The organism is Mesorhizobium sp. M0029, from assembly GCF_040323735.1.
In the GTDB taxonomy this organism is placed as follows: domain Bacteria; phylum Pseudomonadota; class Alphaproteobacteria; order Rhizobiales; family Rhizobiaceae; genus Mesorhizobium.
In genome coordinates this window covers 140,001-159,923 of record NZ_JAMYVF010000003.1, presented here as the reverse complement: position 1 = coordinate 159,923, position 19,923 = coordinate 140,001, and the positions used below count along the sequence as shown (strand labels likewise).

The 19,923-nt window shown below is 62.1% G+C and carries 8 protein-coding genes, 1 tRNA gene and 2 rRNA genes (1 of these 11 cut by a window edge); 6 read left to right on the top strand and 5 right to left on the bottom strand.

Annotated elements, in window-relative coordinates; translation table 11 throughout:
• Positions 1–7 precede the first annotated feature (7 nt).
• From NKJ76_RS06765 to NKJ76_RS06745, 5 genes are all read left to right on the top strand, one after another.
• Positions 8–12,232: an inverse autotransporter beta domain-containing protein gene (locus tag NKJ76_RS06765; RefSeq protein ID WP_352537057.1), complete on the top strand. Its 12,225-nt coding sequence runs from the start codon at positions 8–10 to the stop codon at positions 12,230–12,232.
• A gap of 118 nt (positions 12,233–12,350) precedes the next feature.
• Positions 12,351–12,857, top strand: a complete 507-nt coding sequence (locus NKJ76_RS06760) for a phage tail protein (protein ID WP_023672955.1) — start codon at positions 12,351–12,353, stop codon at positions 12,855–12,857.
• A 12-nt stretch (positions 12,858–12,869) separates the two neighbouring features.
• Positions 12,870–13,391 (top strand): phage tail protein, encoded by a 522-nt coding sequence (locus NKJ76_RS06755; protein WP_023672956.1) that lies wholly within the window; start codon positions 12,870–12,872, stop codon positions 13,389–13,391.
• A 9-nt stretch (positions 13,392–13,400) separates the two neighbouring features.
• Positions 13,401–13,928, top strand: coding sequence for a phage tail protein (locus NKJ76_RS06750; RefSeq protein ID WP_023686661.1), 528 nt, complete (start codon positions 13,401–13,403; stop codon positions 13,926–13,928).
• A gap of 10 nt (positions 13,929–13,938) precedes the next feature.
• Entirely contained in the window at positions 13,939–14,466 is a 528-nt protein-coding gene (locus tag NKJ76_RS06745) for a GNAT family N-acetyltransferase (RefSeq protein ID WP_352537056.1), read from the top strand.
• A 15-nt stretch (positions 14,467–14,481) separates the two neighbouring features.
• Here NKJ76_RS06745 and NKJ76_RS06740 read toward each other — a convergent pair whose 3' ends face one another.
• Both NKJ76_RS06740 and NKJ76_RS06735 read right to left on the bottom strand, forming a co-directional pair.
• Positions 14,482–15,060 carry a 2OG-Fe(II) oxygenase gene (locus tag NKJ76_RS06740; protein WP_352537055.1) on the bottom strand — a complete coding sequence of 193 codons (579 nt, stop codon included), beginning with the start codon at positions 15,058–15,060 and terminating at the stop codon, positions 14,482–14,484.
• 72 nt (positions 15,061–15,132) lie between these two features.
• On the bottom strand, positions 15,133–15,402 hold the full coding sequence (locus NKJ76_RS06735) for a DUF6916 family protein (protein ID WP_352537054.1): 270 nt from the start codon (positions 15,400–15,402) through the stop codon (positions 15,133–15,135).
• 238 nt (positions 15,403–15,640) lie between these two features.
• On the opposite strand from NKJ76_RS06735, the gene NKJ76_RS06730 reads away from it, so the two are divergent.
• Entirely contained in the window at positions 15,641–16,435 is a 795-nt protein-coding gene (locus NKJ76_RS06730; protein WP_352537053.1) for a SapC family protein, read from the top strand.
• A gap of 313 nt (positions 16,436–16,748) precedes the next feature.
• Here the strand turns inward: NKJ76_RS06730 and NKJ76_RS06725 are convergent.
• From NKJ76_RS06725 to NKJ76_RS06715, 3 genes are all read right to left on the bottom strand, one after another.
• A tRNA-Met gene (locus NKJ76_RS06725) sits at positions 16,749–16,825 on the bottom strand.
• Between the two features lie 227 nt (positions 16,826–17,052).
• Positions 17,053–17,167 (bottom strand): 5S ribosomal RNA (gene rrf / locus NKJ76_RS06720).
• Between the two features lie 202 nt (positions 17,168–17,369).
• Positions 17,370–19,923 (bottom strand): 23S ribosomal RNA (locus NKJ76_RS06715); it runs 248 nt beyond the window's last position.

Genomic DNA, 19,923 nt, shown 5'->3' with positions numbered 1-19,923 from the left:
CAATGGCATGGCGACGCACGGAAGAAGCTTCCGGGCGAATAGCAAGTATCGCCGGTCAGGTTTTTCCAGGCATCTCTGGAAGACGACTGCGCTGTCCACTCTGGCACTTGCCCTTTCCGGCATAGCCGCCCATGCCGGCGACACCGGACTGTGGCAGCCGCAGGTCCGCGCCATCATCGGCGCCAACAACAATGGCGGCAACACGGCGATCGAGGGTTTCCTGCCGCTGAAGCAGAACCTCGAATCCGTTCTCTTTCTCGATGTGCGCTCGAAATACGATTTCGACGACGGCTTCGGCCAGGACGTCGGCCTCGGCGTTCGCCGCATCGTGAATCCGGATCTGATGATCGGCGGCTACGCCTATCTCAACATCCAGAACCACGACAGTCACCAGTTCGTCGCCTCGACGCTCGGCCTCGAGGCCATCACCTCAAAATACGATGCGCACGTAAACGTCTATCTGCCGATCAGCGGCGACCGCAGCACGGCCGGGCAAGAGTCGAGCCTGTCGCTGGTCGGTCATCAGCTGATCGAGCAGATATCGGCCATCGCCCACCGCGATTACGCGGCCTGGGGCATCGAGGGCGAGGTCGGCGTTCAGGTGCCGCTCAACCTGCCCGAGAACCATTCACTGCGTTTCGATGTCGGCGCCTACCATTTCGGCGATCCCGACGGCGACGACGGCAGCATCACCGGCGCCAAGGCCGGCCTGGAATATTCGATCGGCGACGTCATCGGCAAAGGCACGTCGCTGACCTTCACCGGCGAGGTGCGCAACGACAACCGCGATGACACCCAGTTCGCCGGCAGCATCCGGCTGACGGTGCCGCTCAACGCTTTCGACAAGGGCTCGTCTTCGGCCGATGACGGCGCCGAGCCGGTCTATCCGGTCAGCCCCGGCCTGCGCAAACGCGTCAACGAGCGCGTACGCGGCGACATCGGCGTTCGCATCGAGAGCCAGGACAAAGTTACCGGCACGTCGACGCGGGTGGCGATCAATGCCGCCACCAACACGGCATTCGGCCAGTTCTTCTTTGCCGATGGTGACAACGACGCGCTCGGCCTCGGCACGATCGGCGACCCGACCACGCTCGACAATGCAGTCGCCGGCGCCGGCGCTAACGGCGTCGTCGTCGCGCTGGGCGGCAAGGGCAACATTACGACAGCCGGCGTGACGCTCGCCAACGGACAGACCGTTATCGGCGGTGGCGGCGGTGTCCAGGCGCGGCTCGCCGACGGCAGCATCGGCACCTACAATTTCGGCGGCTCCAACGGCACCATCCAGGGCACTAACCCCGCCAACAACGTCCTGACGCTCGCCAATGGCAACACGCTGAGCGGTATCACCATCACCGGCGGCAAGGACGGCATCTTCGGCAACAACATCGCCGGCGCCACGCTGACCAACGTCACGGTCACCGGCACCGGCGGCCACGGCGCCGACTTCACCGGCACATCGACCGGCGTCAATGGCTCGAACTTCACCGCGACCGGCAACGGCCTCGACGGACTGCATATCGAAGGCGACGGCACCTATAACTTCACCGGCACGACGCTGCTGCAGGGCAATGGCGACGACGGCCTGGATATAACCGGCCACGGCACCTACACTTTCGCCACCCTCAACGCGCTCGACAACAACGATGCCGGCATTACCGTGAAGGGCACCGGGATCGCCGGCTCGATCACCATCACCGGCGGCCAGGTGTCGGGCAACAAGGGGCTCGGCGACGACGGGGTCGGTGTCTTCATCGATCCGATCACCGCCCATATCGTGCTGGATTCGATCACCCAGACCGGCGGCGCATCGGGCGTCGTGCTCGAGAATCTTTCGGGCAGCTTCACCGTCAACGGCGCGACGACGATCTCGAACACGACCGGACCGGCCATCGCGATCACGGATTCGCCGGCCGCGATCCGCTTCGGCGACATCGACATCATCAATCCCGGCACCGACGGCATGGTGTTTGCGGGCGCCAACACATCGATAATTGCCGGCAACATCGTCATTGCTGGCCTCGGCTCCGGCGTCGGCCTCGATTTCTCCGGCAGCCAGACCAATTTCAGGGCGCAGTCGCTCAACATCACTGGCACAGGCGCCGCCGGCTCGATCGGCATCGATCTGTCTTCGCCGAGCGCGGGCGGGGCGACGATCGTCATCACCGATGGCGGCGCGATCGCCAATGTCGATACCGGCGTGCGCTTCGGCATTTCCGGCTCGCTGGCCAATTCGGCCAATGCCCAATTCAGTTTCGGCGGCGGCTCGATTGCCGGCATCACCGCCTCGCTCGACGCGCGGGGGCTCAACCAGACGCTCGGGCTCTATGCTTTCGGCTCGACGACCTTCAGCGGCCCGCAGCTGTTCGACCAGCAGAATGTGATTTTCGTCGGCGCGACCGCGACCGGTTCGGGCACCGGATCCTCGCTGCTCGATCTGGCGACGGTCGCGACGGCCGATGCCAATACCGACGGCACCGCGATCTTCGTGCTGGTCAATCGCGGCACGGACATAGACGATGCGGACGCTTTCTCGCTGAGCGCCGGCCAGACGCTGGCTTCGTTCGGCAACGGCCGCACGTTCTCGCTCGGCGGCATCCCGATCAATGTGACGGGCGACAATGTCGTGCACAGCAGCACCGTCTCCGACGCCGGCGGCGCAGCCACGCTGACCAATAGCGGTGCCGGCGACACGGTGACGCTCGCCAACAATACCTCGCTGCTCGACTTCAACCTGTCCAATACCGGTGGCGGCAACGCGGTTCACGGCAGCGCCGTCAGCAATGTCACAATGACGGGCCTGGCCGTCAGCGGCGCCGACCTGAACGGCTTGCTGTTCGACGGCACCAATACCGTTACCGCCACCAACCTCAGCTCGACCAACAATGGCGGCGCCGGCTTGTCGATCCAGGGCGACGGAACCTATTCGTTCAACGGCACGACGACGCTGTCGAACAACGGCACCGACGGCCTGTTGATCAACGGCAACGGTACCTACGGCTTCGAGACGCTTGACGCCAAGGTCAATGGCGGCAGTGGCGTCGACGCCACATCGACGGGCGCCGGCAAGCTGACGACCACTGGCGGAACGATCTCCGGCAATGGCGGCAACGGATTCAGCGCATCCCAGATTGGGCTCGATGTCACGCTGACCAGCCTCAACCAGATTAGTGGCGGGACCGGTGTCGGCCTCACGAACGTCACCGGCAGCTTCGATATCTCCGGCTCGACGACGATTTCGAACGTCGCAAACGGCATTGTCATCCAGAATAGCTCGGCAACGGTAGGCTTTGGCGGCAATGTCACGGTCACCGCTCCTTCTGGCTCTGGTATCATACTGGCTGCCAATTCCGGTGCCATCACTTTCGGCGATGTCGCGATCGACCAGCCGGGCCAAAACGCGATCGACATTTCCGGTACGAACGGCACGATCAGCTTCGCCAACATCGACATCACCGGCCTGCCGACCGGCAAGACCGGGCTCGACCTGTCGGGCAGCCAGTCGACCTTCACCGCCACCTCGCTCGACATCACCGGCGCCGGCACTTCGACCGGCATCGACCTTTCCGGCACCACCGGCGGCTCGGTGACGATCGGCACCGGTGTGATCTCCGCCGGCACCGGCGTCCAGATGGGCACCAACGGCGCGGCAGGCACCAGCGCAAACACGACCTTCTCGTTCGGCGCCGGTGTCGGCACCAGTTCGATCACCGGGACGACCGCCTCGCTCGACATGCGCGGCCTGCTGGCCGGCAACGGCACCTATGCCTTCAACGCCACCCATCTGGTCGGCCCGCAGCTGTTCGACACCGCCAACGTCATCTTCGTCGGCGCAGCAAACACCGGGACCGGCTCCGGCGCGAGCGTTGGCGACCTTATCAACGCCGACGCCGCCGACGGTCTGACGACCGAAGCCAACACCATCTTCGTCCTTGTCAACAACGGCGCTGGAACCATCAACACCGATGCCGACGGCTTCACGCTTGCCGACGGCCAGCAGATCGTCTCCTTCGCCAACGGCAACACCGTCGCTCTCGGCGGGCCGCCGGCCAACGTCACCGGCGCCGAGGTGGTTACTTCGGGCACCCAGGTCGATCCGTTCGGCAATGGCGCCGCCACTCTCAACAACTCGGCCGGCAGCACCATCGATCTCGCCAACGGCAACCGCGTCGCCGACCTCAGCGTCAGCAATGCGGGTTCGGGCTCGGCGATCAACGGATCGAATGTAAACGCGGCCACCATCACCGGGGTGACGATCAGCAGCGCCGTAACCGGCATCGACCTGACCGGCGCAACGGGTGCGATCAACATCACCAACACGACGATGGGCGGCGTCAGCGGCACCGGCCTGCTGGCCAGCAACTTCGGCGACACCGGCACCTTCAACAATTTGGACATCACCGGCGCCGGTATCGGCGTCAGCGTCACGGGCGGTTCCACGGGCACGCTGACCTTCGACAATGCGAGTTCGATCGCCGGCACGACGGGCACGGCGCTCAGCATTCTTGGGGCAACGCCTAACCTCACCTACAACGGCACCATCAATCAGACGAGTGCCGCGAGCGCGGTCATGATCAGCGGCATGACCGGCGGCTTCGCCACCTTCGCCGGCCAAATCACCGCCAGCACCGGCGCGGCCAACGCCATCGACCTGACCGGCAATGCCGGCGGCACGATCAATTTCACCGGCGGGCTCGACCTCACCACCGATGGCGGCCTTGCCTTCAGCGCCATCAATGGCGGCACGCTCACCGTCACCGGCACCAACACGACCGCATCTGGGCTCGGCCCTGTCGAAAACGGCATCCATCTCGGTGGCGCCGGCGGTTTGACCATCGGCGCAGGCGGCGTCATTTTCGACAGCGTCACCGTCGACGGCTCAGGCGGCGCCGTGCAGACCAGCATCCTCATCGAAAACACCAGCGGCGGCAGCGTCACCTTCGGCGCTGTCGACATCAATCGCGTCAATGGCGACGCCATCCGCCTCACCAACGTGGCCAACGCCGTTACCTTCAATGGCACGACGACGATCGACACGGTTGTTGGCGGTGGCCCCGGCTTCGGGGTGCAAGGCAGCGCCGCGACGGTCAATGTCAACAATCTGGTGACGACGCTGGTTTCGGGCGACGACGTCAGCCTGACCAACAACACCGGCACGATCAACATCGGCGGCACCATCACCGGTTCCGGCACCGGCAACGGCGTCGTGGTTTTTGGCGGCAGCGCCGCGATCACGGTCTCGGCCAACATCTCCAGCTCGGCAACAGCACCAGGCACGGCGGTCAAGATCGACGGCACCATCGGCGGCTCGGCCCAGTTCAGCGGCAGCGTCACGTCGACCGGCACCGGAAATCTGTTCGCCATCGGCTCGACATTGCCCCCGGCAGGCGGTGCGTTCAGCTTCACCGGCCCGACCCTGTCGGCGAGCGGTGGCGGCGGCGCGGTGGTCGGTGGCCTGATCGGCACCGCAACGTTGAATGTTACCACCCCGCTATCGATCACCAATGCCTTGGGCACCGGCCTGTCCGTCTTCGGTGTCGCGAGCACCGCATCGGCAACCTTCGGGGCGGTGACCGTGACGGGCGCCGGCGGCTTCGGCATCAACATTGTCGGCAATGCCGGCCCGGTGACCTTCGGCACGACCCAGGTCACGCTGGGCACCACGAGCGGCACTGCCGGCATCAACTTCGCCGGCACCAACAACGATGTCAGCTTCGGCACGACCACCATCGACGATGTCGGCGCCAACCAGACCGGCATCGACTTCAGCGGCTCCTCGACGACGGCCGATTTCGGCCTGACGACGATCACCGGCCTGGGCGACCTGACCTCGCGCGGCATCGACCTGTCGTCGACCACCGGCAACAAGGTCATCACCTTCCTGCAGGGCTCGAAGATCGACAATGTCGGCATCGGCGTCGAATTGTCGTCCGGCCAGACCACGGCGACCTCCGCCAATGCCAACTTCACCTTCGGCGACGGCGATTCGACCGACGGGCTGGAATCCTTCATCATCGCCGCCGCCGGCGGCTTCACCGTCAACACGGTCGGTCTCGATCCGACGCTCGGCAACTACGATTTCGACGACGTGTTCTTCACCGGCAGCGCCAACCTCGCCACCGCGCCCGGTTCGATCACGCTGGTCTCGCAGTCGGGCGGCTTCATCGCCGCCGGCACGACCGGCAATCTCAGCATGGGCGTCAACACCATTTCGCTCGCCGCCGCCGATGCGCTGACCGGCACGCAGAACTTCGCCTTCGTCGGCACGATCAATCTCGGCGCCACCGCCTTCACGCTCGATTCCGGCCAGACGATCACCGGCTTCGGCAACAGCAATGTGGTTTCGACCGGCACGATCCAGCCGGCCAACGTCCAGGGCAATCTCGGCGCCACCGGCGGCAACATCACCGGCGACGAGGCCGTGGTCAGCGGGACGGCCAACCTGATGCAATTGCTCGGCGACAACGCCGTGCGCCACACCGCTTTCGACTTCAGCAGCGCGACCGGTGCCGCCTTCCTCATCGATCAGAGCGCGGTCGGCTTCAGCAATGCCAGCGGCATCACCATCGAAGGCGTGACGATCAGCAACGTCGCCGCTGGTCAGACGGCCATCCAGGTCGCCGGCCTCAACGGCAATCTGTCGATCATCAACAACAACATCAACGTTGCCGGCACGCTGCTCGACGTCAACGGCGGCACCGGCACCATTTCGGTGTCGCGCGGCATCCTGCCCAACAGCGCCACTCCGGGAACGCTGACCGGTGGCGGCATCAATATCGCCAACCGCACCGGCGGCGCGGTGACCTTCACCGACCAGGTGACGATCACCGGCGGCAACGGCGTTTCGATTTCGGGCGGCAGCGCGGCAGCTGCGGTCAACTTCAATGGCGGCCTCGACATCACGACATCGTTGGCCACCGGCCTCAGCCTTTCGGGACTGAATGGCCTCACCGTCGCCAATGCCGGTTCGACGACGATCAACGCCACGGGCCAGACCGCGCTGTCGCTGCAAGGCACACTCGGCGCCGGCGGCGTCAATTTCGACAGCATCACCTCGAGCGGCGCCACCAGCGGCATCATCCTCAACGGCGTCACCGGGGCGGTGAATGTTTCCGGCGCAACCAGCATCACCGGCACCGGCAGCTTCGGCATCGACGTCACCGGCGCCAACACCGGCACGTTCACCTTCAACACGGTGACGGTGAACAACGTCGCGACGACCGGCGGCGGCATAAACTGGGTCAGCGGCAACCTCAACATCGCCGGCCTCGCCAACATCGACACGAGCAGCGGCGTCGGCTTCTCGCAAAGCGCCGGCACGGTGAACTTCCTCAACGGCCTGACCATCGATACCACCAGCGGCACCGGCATTGTCGGGACCGGTGGCGTTATGGGCATCACCGCTTCCGCTGCAGCCCAGACGGTAAATTCGACCAGCGGCCAGGCGATCAACCTCATCAACGTCGCCGCCAGCATTGCGCTCGACTCGACCTCGTCGGGCGGCGGCACCAACAATGTTGGCCTGGCCAATGTCACCGGAACAGTCAGCCTCGGATCCGGCGCATTGAGCGGCGCTTCGGGCGTCGCATTCCTGCTCAATGGCAGTGCTGCGACCGTCAGCTATGGCGGCACGGTCACCAAGACCACCGCCGGCAAGATCGTCGACATCTCCGGCGTCACCGGCGGCACGGTCACACTGTCCGGCGCGCTCAGCGCCACCGGCGGTTTCGACAATGGTATTTATGTCCACGGCAACTCCGGCGGGACCATCACTCTCAGCGGTGGCACGAAGACGCTGACCACTGGCGCCAATACGGCGGTCGACTTGACGACCAACACCGGCGCGACGATCAACTTCGATACGGGTGGCCTGGTGATTACCACCACCTCCGGCACGGGCTTCAACACCAGCGGCGGTGGCACGGTCAGCGTCGGCGCGCCCCTCAGCGACAACAGCATCACCACGACGGCCGGCGGCACCGCGTTGAACCTCAATGGCGTTACGATTGGCGCTGCGGGCATGAATTTCGACAGTGTTTCGGCCACTGCCGCCGCAACCGGCATCTCGCTGAACAATATCGCCTCGTCCGGCGGCGGCGCCATCATTCTCGGCACGGTCAACCTGCAAGGCATGACCACGCGTGGTGTCGATGTTTCCGGCACGCTTGGCGCGGCGCTGTCCTTCAACGATCTCGACATCGGCCTGAACAGCACGACAGGCATCGCCTTCGACCTCAATGGTGCGGCGATCAACGCGGCGATCACCGCCAATGATTTCGACGTGACCAACGCGGCCGCCGCCGGCAGCACCATCGCCGTCGACCTGCGTGGCGCCACTGGCGGCCAGACGGTACGCCTCGGCGATGCCGTTGTCGGCGGCGCCAGCTCCAGCATTGCCGGCGTCAACACCGGCGTGTTCCTCAACAGCGCCACCAACCTCGCTTTCACCTATGGCGACGGCGAATCGGCGACCGACCAGCTCTCGACCATCGGCGCCAATGTAGGCATCGATGCCTCCAGTGCGCCGGTTGCTGACACCTACAATTTCCAGGACGTGAACTTCCAGTCGGCTCCCGGCCTGGGCTTCGGAGTCGGCAAGGTCTATTTCGTCGGCGCGTCCGCGACCGGTGACGGCAGCGGTCGCGACCAGAACAATCTCGCGACGCTGGCCACCGCCGAAGCAGCAGCCGTGGCGACGGACATCCTGGTTCTCGTCAACGATGGCGGCACCATCACCGCGGCAGGCAGCAATGGCAACGACACGCTGGCGCTCGCCACCGGCGAGCAGGTGCGCGGCTTCGGCAACGGCAACATCAATCTGGCGCTGACGGTGCCCTCCACCATCCAGCTCGCCAGCAACAGCATCTCGATCATCGACCAGACGCTCAATGGCGCCGCGACGCTGACGACGAGCGCCGGCAACAATGTCATCACGCTCGGCGCCAGCGGCAACATCATCGACGGCTTCATCCTGAATGGCAGCCCGGCGGGTGCCGCGCGTGGCGTCAAGGACAATGGCGCGGGTGCTGCGAATACCGTCATCAGCAACATGACCATCAGCAATTTCGCCACGCAGGGTATCGAGATTACCCCGTCGAACAGCGCGACGATCAACAACGTTACTTTCTCCGGCAACGCCAGCGATGTGTGGCTGAACGCGTCCAACACCACCATCACCAACGTCACCAGCACCGGCGCCACCGGCATTGCTTTCAAACTCGACAACACCACCGGCACGACGACGCTGACCAACGTCAACATCACCACGGCGGCGAGCGGAACCGGCATCGCCTTCGGCGGCGCGTCGGGCGCTGGCGGCACGATTGCCGGTACCAATGTCGATATATCGGGCGGCAGCGGCCTTTCGGTGACCGGCGGCAACGCGGTGATCAGCTTCGACGGCGCCAGCTCCATCATCAGCACGTCGGGCGCGGCGGCCACGATCTCGACCCGCGCTGGCGGCAGCTTCACCTTCGCCGGCTCGGTGATCGCCAACGGCGCTGCGAGCGGCATCAGCATTTCCGGCGCGACGGCGGCCAATACGGTGAGCTTCACCGGTACGGTCGATCTCGGCACCACGACGCCGATGACCGGCACCGCAGTCGCAATCAACAACGGCGCCACGGCCTCGACCGTCAGCTTCGCAAACCTCGACATCGTCACAAACGGCACCACCGGATTCAGCGCCATCAATGGCGGCACGGTCAATGTGACGACCGGCACGGTGAGCTCCACTTCCGCGCAGGCGGTCAACCTCAACGGCATCGCCACCACCACCGGCATCAATTTCACCTCGACCAATTCGACCGGCGGCACCAACAACGTGTCGCTGACCAATGTCACCGGCGCCGGCACTGTCAGCCTCGGCTCCGGTGCGCTCGGCGGCGCGACCGGCGCGGCCTTCCTGGTCACTGGCGGCTCGGCCAACATCAGCTATGCCGGCTCGGTCACCAAGACCACGGCCGGAAACGTCGTCAGCATCTCCACCCGCACCGCCGGCACCACGACATTGTCGGGCACTCTCAGCGCCACCGGCGGCGTGGCCAACGGGATCCTCGTCAACGCCAACACCGGCGGCACGATCAACTTCTCCGGCGCCAGCAAGATACTGACCACCGGAGCCAACAATGCCGTCGACCTGACGGCGAACACCAACACCGCGGTCAACTTCACCGGCGGCGGCCTAGCCATCACCACCACCTCCGGCACCGGCTTCAACGCCACGAGCAACGGTACTGGCACCGTGACCGTTATTGGCTCGGGCAACACGATTTCGACCGGCAGCGGCGTCGCGGTCAACCTTGACAGCGTTGCTATCGCGGCGGGCGGCGTGACCTTCGCTTCCACAAACAAAGGCGCCGGCGGCACCAGCGCCGTCATCCTCGATACCGTCACCGGTTCGGGCGCGATCGACCTCGGCACCGGCGCGCTGGTGGGCGGAACAAGCGCCGTGATCCGTATCGGCGATGGCCTAGGCACCGCCAACAGCGGCGGCACGGCGGCCTTCACCTATGCCGGCGCGATCACCAGCGGCAGCACCGGCCAGGCGGTCAACATCCAGGATCGCGCCCTGACCGCCGGCAACATCACCCTGTCGGGCAACATCACGCATAATGCGGCGGGCCAGATCGGCATCCTGCTGGACGACAATGTCGCCGGCATCATCACCTTCTCCGGCGCGTCGAAATCGATCACCTCGACCACGGCGGCTGGCGTCAGCCTGAGCGACAATGCCGGTGCGACGATCAACTTCACCAATGGCGGGCTGGTCATCGCCACCACCAGCGGCGCCGGTTTCAATGCCACCGGCGGCGGCACGGTGACGGTGCAGGGCACCGGCAACACCATCGCGTCCGGCACGGGCACGGCGCTTAATGTCGCCAACACGACGATCGGCGCCGGCGACGTGACGTTCAGGAGCATTGCGTCCAATGGTGCAGCCAACGGCATCGTGCTCAACAACACCGGCACCAGCGGCAATCTGGTGGTGACCGGCACCGGCGCGACGGGGGGCAGCGGCGGCACGATCCAGAACTCGACCGGCGATGGCGTCAGCCTGACCGACACTCAGGATGTCAGCTTGAGCAACATGATTATCAGCGACAATGCGGGCAACGGCATAAAGGGCCTGCGCGTCAACGGTGTGGTGCTCAACGGTCTGACCCTGAACAGCAATGCCGATGCCAACACCGAGTCCGGAATCCTGTTCAACGAACTTACCGGCAACGCCTCGCACGTCACCACGTTCACCAACCTCACGGTCTCCAACTCATTCACCCATAACGTGCAGGTCATCAATTCCGGCGGCACGTTGGCGAACCTGGTGGTGAGCGGCGGCACGTTCTCGAACAACGGCGCCTCAAACAATGCCGGCAGCGACTTCATCTTCGAGGCGGACGGCGCCGGTGTCGCCGGCGCGCCGACGATGACGCTGACCGTCGACGGCGCAACCTTCACCGGCAACAACGCCTATCCCGGACCGGGAGTCATCCCTGGAACCGGTCTGTTCGTCATTGCCAATGACGGCACCGTCAACGCTCACATCGGCGAGACCACGGGAAATCTATTCAACAATCTGAACAACGGCATCAACCTCACCCAGAGCAGCAATTCCGGCGCCGGCACGGGCGGCAATCTGAATTTCACCGTCCGGAACAACACCGTCACCAACAGCGACTCGACGGCCATCAACGTGTTCAGCAGCGGCGACCTCGCACGGACGCTTGACGGCACAATCGCCAACAACGTCATCGGTACGCAAGGCGTAGCAACCTCGGGATCGCGAACCGGCAACGGCATCAGGGTTGGGCATGAAAGCCTCGGCGTCGCCAAGGTGCTGATCGACAACAACATTATCCAGAGCATCGGCGTCAACGGCATAAGCGGTGGCGACAGCGTCTCGATCACGCAGCTCGTGCAGCCGGGCACCGTGCACGCGACGGTCACCAACAACACCATTCGCGACAATGCCGACAGCCGCGGCATCACGGTCACCGCCACATTTGCCGGCGCTATCATCAATGCCGACGTTCATGCCAACACCATCACCAACGTCAACAACGCCAATGCCATCCGCTTCCTCGCGGACGGCCTCGGCGGCGCCGACGGCACGATCAACGTACCGCAGGCGAGCGAGGCCGGTATCGAAACCGTCAATGGCGGGGCAACGGCACTGACGGACACCCGGACGTTCTTCAACCAGCCGCTGCCACTGCTGCCTGCCGCGACACCGTAGTCAGCAACCTTGGATTTCGTCCTAGGAAATATATTTTATGAATCTGATATCGACTTGTTGTCTTACTTAGGCATAATACAAGAATTCAGACAGTAAGCGGCCAACGGAGGGAACGGGGATGAGTGAGCCTTATTTAGGTGAAGTCAAGATCATTTCCTGGAACTATGCACCGCGCGGCTGGGCATTTTGTAACGGCCAGTTGTTGCCGCTTAACCAGAACCAGCCATTGTTCTCACTTCTTGGCACCAGGTACGGCGGCAACGGCCAGACAAATTTTGCCCTTCCGGATATGAGGGGACGTGCGCCGGTTCATACGGGCGGCCCTATCGGTGCAATTGTCGGCGGCCAGGGCGGCGAAGAGTTTCACACGCTCACGCTCGGCGAAATGCCGACACACAACCATTTCGTCAACGCATCGAACACTGCCGGCAACGTCAACAATCCATCCGGCGCGCTGTTGGGGGCGAACGCCAGCCCGATCTATCAGCCGCCTGGCAGCGCGGTGGCGATGGCGAAGGAAAACATCACTTTCGTCGGTGGCGGCCAGCCGCATGAGAACAGATCGCCCTATCTCGTCTTGAATTTCATCATTGCCCTGCAAGGCATATTCCCGTCGCGAAATTAAGAGGACGCTTCGATGAGCCAACCTTTTGTCGGCGAGATCAGGATGTTCGGTGGCAATTTCCCTCCGAATGGCTGGGCGTTCTGCCAAGGCCAGCTGATGCCGATCTCCGAGAACGAAACCTTGTTCAATCTGATCGGTACGACCTATGGCGGCGACGGGGAGGAAACATTCGCCCTGCCCAACCTCGCATCCCGCATCCCCGTCCATGCTGGCAAGGGCCCGCTGGTCAGCCAGACCTATATCATCGGAGAACTGGGCGGGGTCGAATCCGTCACTGTTTCAACCCAACAAATGCCGAACCATTCCCATACCTGGACCGGTTCGTCGAATATCGCCAAAAATCCGGGTCCGTCCGGCGGTGTCCTGGCGACATCGAGCCTGCTGACGCCCTATGTGGGTATCGCACCTGATGGCAACATGGCCGCCGGAGCCATTTCGCCGGCCGGCGGCAGCCAGCCTCACGACAATATGGTGCCGTTCCTCGCCGTCAGTTTCATCATCTCGCTATTTGGCATCTTCCCCCAGCAAAGCTAGAGACTTGCCATGACCAATCCGTTCGTCGCCGAAATTCGAATTTTTGCCGGAGATTTCGCCCCGACGGGGTGGGCGACCTGCGATGGCCAGCTCCTGCCAATCTCGCAGAATACGGCGCTGTTTTCGCTGCTGGGCACAGTTTACGGCGGCGACGGCAAGTCGACCTTCGCGTTGCCGAATATGGCTGGCTCCGCGCCCATGGGGCAAGGACAGGGCAATGGCTTGTCGGAGCGGTTTCTCGGCGAGACGGGTGGCGAAACCTCCGTCACCCTTCTGCAAACGGAAATGCCGCAACATAATCATTTTGTCGCGATATCCACCGAGAGTGGCGCCCAGGGAACTCTTACCGATGCGGTTGTTCTGGGGAAGTCGGGGGGCGGAACGCTGTATCAGAACAACACTTCGCAAAATCTGGTCCAGATGGACCCCCAGGCACTGAGCATAACGGGCAGTACGTTGCCTCACAACAACCTGCCTCCCTATCTGGCGATGACGTTCATCATTGCCATGCAAGGCGTTTATCCGGCGCGTCCGTAAGCGCCACTCCATGATCCAGCTTCCGATTGTGAACAACGGGCCTGTTATATTTTGCTGGGTGCGCGCGGCGCGGATTGATCTGACGTTCCGCCCGATGGCGGACGCCGATCTGCCGTTCCTGTCGGCGCTCTACGCCTCGACCCGCGCCGAAGAACTTGCCGTCACGCCGTGGAGCGACGCGCAGAAAACGGCGTTCCTCGACATGCAGTTTCAAGCGCAGCACGCGCATTACCAGAAATACTATCCCAACGCCGACTGGCTGGTGATCGAGCAGGCAAGGCAAGATATCGGTCGCCTGTATATCGAGCGCTCGGCGAGCGAGCATTGCATCATAGATATCGCCTTCCTGCCGGCGCATCGCGGCAAGGGGTCTGGCGGTGCGTTGCTCGCCGATCTCATCGATGAGGCCGCCGCCGTCGGCAAGTCGGTCTCGATCCATGTCGAGAAGAACAATCCAGCGCGGCGGCTCTACAAGCGCCTCGGCTTCACCGTTGCCGAGGACAAGGGCGTCTACGACCTGATGATCCGTTCGCCGTAAGGGCCGTGCCGGTCGTCACGTGCCGCGATACCAGGAGACGATGGTGAAACGTTCGTTGCACGTGACCGGGGTGACTTCATGCGTCGTTTCCGAGCGAAAGGCGACGAGAGAGCCCGGCAATGCCGGCATGGCAATGCGCAGGTCCGGGCCGCTGTAAGGCCCATGCAGGACCAGCGAGCCGCCTGCATAGCTTTCTGGCGAAGGGTTGTCCGATTGACGGTTGAGAAAGATCACCACCGAGATCTTTCGGAACCGCGACTCGTCGTGAATGAGCGGCGTGTTGCCATCCTGGTGCGGCACAAAGAAATCGCCTTGCCGATAGTGAAGGAACTGAGGTTTCTCGACCTGGCCGAGCAGCAGCCCGAAATGCCGCTCCAGAGCCGCCTTCTGCTGCGCCAACAGGGCACTCACTCGCTCTTCAGTGGCCTGCGAAACATCGGCGCGCACGGTCTTTCGGATCTCCGGCCATGCCATCTTCTGGTCGGCACGCCCCAGCAGGCCGGCCGGACGGCCCACGGCCGCCCGAATTTCCGCGCACAGTGCGCTACACGCCGCTCCGTCAAATACGTCCCCAATCTCGATATAGTCGATCATATGTCGAGCCGCCGCGCTGCCAAATCGCCCTGATGGCCGGAGCGTCCCCGTGGCCGATCCGGTCGAAAAAAATCAGTTGAATACCGCCTCGTAAAGCCGCCCTGCCTCATCGGCAGCGATCGGCACGATGAAGATCTCATGGGCGCCGCTTTTGCCGTTGAACCGATAGATAGCCTGCGGCAGCGCCGCGTCGCGCGGCCCCCTGAACAGCAGCGTGAAGCCACCGCCGTCGCGCGGGCTGTTGGCAATGGGCTGCACCGCGCTCAGTTCCATCGTGTGCGTCTGACCTCCGGCTTCGACGGAAAAGCTCTGCCCCTGCTCGAAATCCGAAAGCGATGCCATGCGCCTGCCCTGGTTCGTCTGTCTTTCAGACGGCTCTCTTGAGATGTCTATCCCGTCAGCCAATCTCGCCGCTTCATGGCGTGCTGTCTATAGAGCTCGATCTCCAGAAGTACAAAAGAGCACGATCAAGCAAACAGATAGATTTATCTTGGCCATGTAGGGTGAAGCAGCCGTCAACGCGTTGCGCACCGGCAGCCACTGGCCTAAACCGGAATGGTATAAGAGGAGAACACTAGGGATGACTGACGCGAAAACAGACACGGCCCCGGCCGGAAGCACCGCGACAAACGCGCTGCCGCTGTTCTACAAAAAACCCGAGGCGCTCAATCCGCTGCGGCACGGCTCACTCGGCCTTACGGCGCGGGCCGATTTCTCCTTTGCCCGCACCGCGCACGCAATCCCCGTCGTCGCCTCGGAAATGCCGGCGGCAATGCGCTCCTACCCGATCGTTTTCATCGGCGACGCCAAGGCGCCTGTCATCATCACCGGCCTGCGCCAGGACCAGAACCTGTTCGTCGGCGCCGACGGCAAATGGGCGGAGCCGCATTACATTCCCGCCTATGTCCGCCGGTACCCCTTCATCCTGGCCGATGAACCGAAAACGACCGGCCGCCTGACGTTGTGCATCGACCGCGCCAGCGAACGCGTCGTCGAGCAGACGCCTTCGTCCAAGGGCGGCGACGAGACCGCGCCCTTCTTCGACGGCAACGAGCCGGCCGAGGCCTCGAGGCAGGCGCTCGCCTTCTGCAGCCAGTTCCAGACCGACTTCAATGCGACTCGCGCCATGATCGACAAGATCGACGCGCACGGCCTGTTCGCGCCGCGGCAGAGCAAGGTGACGCTGGAGGGCGGCGAGACCCTCAACCTCACCGACTTTCAGGTGATCGACGAGCCGGCCTTCAACAAATTGAGCGACGAGGCGTTTCTTGATCTCAGGAAATCCGGCGCGCTTGCGCTGCTCTATTGCCATCTCGCCTCGAGCAACAGCTGGACCTCGCTGGCCTTCCAGGCGTCATTGCGGCGAGCTGGCTGACGCGGCCCGCGACGAAAAGCTTCGGCAAGGCGCGGGTTGTTTAAATCAACGGTTCGCGCCTTCGCACGACGATCTCTCCGCGGCTCGAATCATGCTGTTGTCGTGCAGATCGATTGCCATGACGGGTTGGCGAACTTCCTAATGCTCGACGTATAGCTCTCGCGAAATGCGCCGAGGCGGCATCAATCCCCCGGTTCGCGGACCTCTCAGCACGCCAACCTTGCTGCCCTCCTCAATCGTTGAATAGCCGGTCGTGGCCATCGATCACGGTCCGAACGCAAAAAGCCCGCGTGAAGCGGGCTGTTTTTGATGTTGGTTGCGGGGACAGGATTTGAACCTGTGACCTTCAGGTTATGAGCCTGACGAGCTACCGGGCTGCTCCACCCCGCGTCACCTCCAGGGCAAGCTCTTGCCTGCTCCGGATCTGAAGCAAGCGTTTGCTTGCTTATCTGGACGTAAGCCTGGGCCTATGAACAGGATGGCTTACAGATAGGTATATGGCTGACCAAATGAAAGGGCCGCTTGCGCGGCCCGTGATCCCTTGGCGGGCCTTTTCGTAGAGAGAAGATTTCAGTTTCATCCGGTTTGCGGATGAGAGTTCAACGTGCGTTTTGCAGACCTGGCAGCGACCTACTCTCCCGCGTCTTGAGACGAAGTACCATCAGCGCTGGAGCGTTTCACGGCCGAGTTCGGAATGGGATCGGGTGCAGCCGCTCCGCCATAACCACCAGGTCGGCAAAACGCACGTTATATCGAGAAGCTGTTTTTTCGTGCCAAGGCGACGTTTGTGTTTTGCTTTCGGGCGCAAGCCCGCAAGCGCGACTGCGCGTCGCCGGTTTTCCGGCGCCCTCGCGGAGCATAGGCCCTGTAAGGGCCGCTCATGCGTGAGCGCTGGTCAGATCATCGTGTTTCACGATGAGCATAAGGAATGAGAACGATCAAGCCGATCGAACTATTAGTACCGGTAAGCTTCAAGCGTTGCCGCTCTTCCACACCCGGCCTATCAACGTGGTCGTCTTCCACGGTTCTCAGGGAATACTCGTTTTAAGGTGGGTTTCCCGCTTAGATGCCTTCAGCGGTTATCCCGTCCGGATATAGCTACCCTGCTATGCGGCTGGCGCCACAACAGGTCCACCAGAGATCCGTCCATCCCGGTCCTCTCGTACTAGGGACAGATCCTTTCAATATTCCTACACCCACGGCAGATAGGGACCGAACTGTCTCACGACGTTCTGAACCCAACTCACGTACCGCTTTAAATGGCGAACAGCCATACCCTTGGGACCTGCTCCAGCCCCAGGATGCGATGAGTCGACATCGAGGTGCCAAACAACCCCGTCGATATGGACTCTTGGGGGTCATCAGCCTGTTATCCCCGGCGTACCTTTTATCCGTTGAGCGATGGCCCTTCCACGCGGGACCACCGGATCACTATGACCGACTTTCGTCTCTGCTCGACTTGTCAGTCTCGCAGTCAGGCAGGCTTATGCCATTGCACTCAGCGAACGATTTCCGACCGTTCTGAGCCCACCATCGCGCGCCTCCGTTACTCTTTAGGAGGCGACCGCCCCAGTCAAACTACCCACCATACATTGTCCCGGACCCGGATAACGGGCCGCGGTTAGACATCCATAGTAATAAGGGTGGTATTTCAAGGGTGGCTCCACCTGAGCTGGCGCCCAGGTTTCAAAGCCTACCACCTATCCTACACATGCCACTACGAATGCCAATGTAAAGCTATAGTAAAGGTGCACGGGGTCTTTCCGTCTAACCGCAGGAACCCCGCATCTTCACGGGGAATTCAATTTCACTGAGTCTATGCTGGAGACAGCGGGGAAGTCGTTACGCCATTCGTGCAGGTCGGAACTTACCCGACAAGGAATTTCGCTACCTTAGGACCGTTATAGTTACGGCCGCCGTTTACTGGGGCTTCGATTCAGAGCTTGCACCCCTCCTCTTAACCTTCCAGCACCGGGCAGGCGTCAGACCCTATACGTCGTCTTGCGACTTCGCAGAGCCCTGTGTTTTTGATAAACAGTCGCTACCCCCTGGTCTGTGCCACCCTCCTCTACTTGCGTAGAAAAGGGTCACGCTTCTTCCGAAGTTACGCGTGCAATTTGCCGAGTTCCTTCAGCATAGTTCTCTCAAGCGCCTTGGTATACTCTACCTGACCACCAGTGTCGGTTTCGGGTACGGTTTATAAGGAGGAGCTATTTCCTGGAACCGCTCCGCTGCCCGTTCAATCCGATAAGATTGGACAACTTGTGCGATCCGTCACTACCTCCAAGCCCACGAATATTAACGTGGTTCCCATCGACTACGCGTTTCCGCCTCGTCTTAGGGGCCGGCTAACCCTGCTCAGATTAGCTTTAAGCAGGAACCCTTGGTCTTTCGGCGGGGGAGTCTCTCACTCCCCTTACGTTACTCATGTCAGCATTCGCACTTCTGATACCTCCACCACCCCTCACGGGTATGGCTTCGTCAGCTTACAGAACGCTCCGCTACCGCTTGGCCCTTGCGGACCAAACCCTAAGCTTCGGTGTATGGCTTTAGCCCCGTTACATTTTCGGCGCAAAGACCCTTATTTAGACCAGTGAGCTGTTACGCTTTCTTTAAATGATGGCTGCTTCTAAGCCAACATCCTGGTTGTTTTGGGATCCTCACATCCTTTCCCACTTAGCCATAACTTGGGGACCTTAGCTGTAGGTCAGGGTTGTTTCCCTTTTCACGACGGACGTTAGCACCCGCCGTGTGTCTGCCGACTAGTACTCCCAGGTATTCGGAGTTTGGTTAGGTTTGGTAATCCGGTGAGGACCCCTAGCCCATCCAGTGCTCTACCCCCTGGGGTATTCGGTCGACGCTCTACCTAAATAGATTTCGCGGAGAACCAGCTATTTCCGAGTTTGATTGGCCTTTCACCCCTAGCCACAAGTCATCCCGAACTATTGCAACAGTTATGGGTTCGGTCCTCCAGTAAGTGTTACCTTACCTTCAACCTGCTCATGGCTAGATCACTCGGTTTCGGGTCTAATGCGACGAACTGAACGCCCTGTTCAGACTCGCTTTCGCTGCGCCTACACCTAGCGGTTTAAGCTTGCTCGTCACACTAAGTCGCTGACCCATTATACAAAAGGTACGTGGTGACCCTTACGGGCTCCCACTGTTTGTAGGCAATCGGTTTCAGGTACTCTTTCACTCCCCTTGTCGGGGTGCTTTTCACCTTTCCCTCACGGTACTAGTTCGCTATCGGTCATGCACGAGTACTTAGGCTTGGAAGGTGGTCCTCCCAATTTCAGACAGGATTTCACGTGTCCCGCCTTACTCGAGGACGATTGATTGCATTACGCGTACGGGGCTGTCACCCACTATGGCCCTACTTTCCAGAAGGTTCCGCTTGTCTCTCAATCGCCACTGGCCTGGTCCGGGTTCGCTCGCCACTACTTCCGGAGTCTCGGTTGATGTCCTTTCCTACGGGTACTTAGATGTTT

Coding starts and splice junctions, on each gene's coding strand:
- NKJ76_RS06735 (WP_352537054.1), bottom strand. CDS start 15,402: ATGGCATCGCTTTCGGATTTCGAGCAGGGGCAGAGCTTTTCCGTCGAA.
- NKJ76_RS06740 (WP_352537055.1), bottom strand. CDS start 15,060: ATGATCGACTATATCGAGATTGGGGACGTATTTGACGGAGCGGCGTGT.
- NKJ76_RS06765 (WP_352537057.1), top strand. CDS start 8: ATGGCGACGCACGGAAGAAGCTTCCGGGCGAATAGCAAGTATCGCCGG.
- NKJ76_RS06760 (WP_023672955.1), top strand. CDS start 12,351: ATGAGTGAGCCTTATTTAGGTGAAGTCAAGATCATTTCCTGGAACTAT.
- NKJ76_RS06750 (WP_023686661.1), top strand. CDS start 13,401: ATGACCAATCCGTTCGTCGCCGAAATTCGAATTTTTGCCGGAGATTTC.
- NKJ76_RS06755 (WP_023672956.1), top strand. CDS start 12,870: ATGAGCCAACCTTTTGTCGGCGAGATCAGGATGTTCGGTGGCAATTTC.
- NKJ76_RS06730 (WP_352537053.1), top strand. CDS start 15,641: ATGACTGACGCGAAAACAGACACGGCCCCGGCCGGAAGCACCGCGACA.
- NKJ76_RS06745 (WP_352537056.1), top strand. CDS start 13,939: ATGATCCAGCTTCCGATTGTGAACAACGGGCCTGTTATATTTTGCTGG.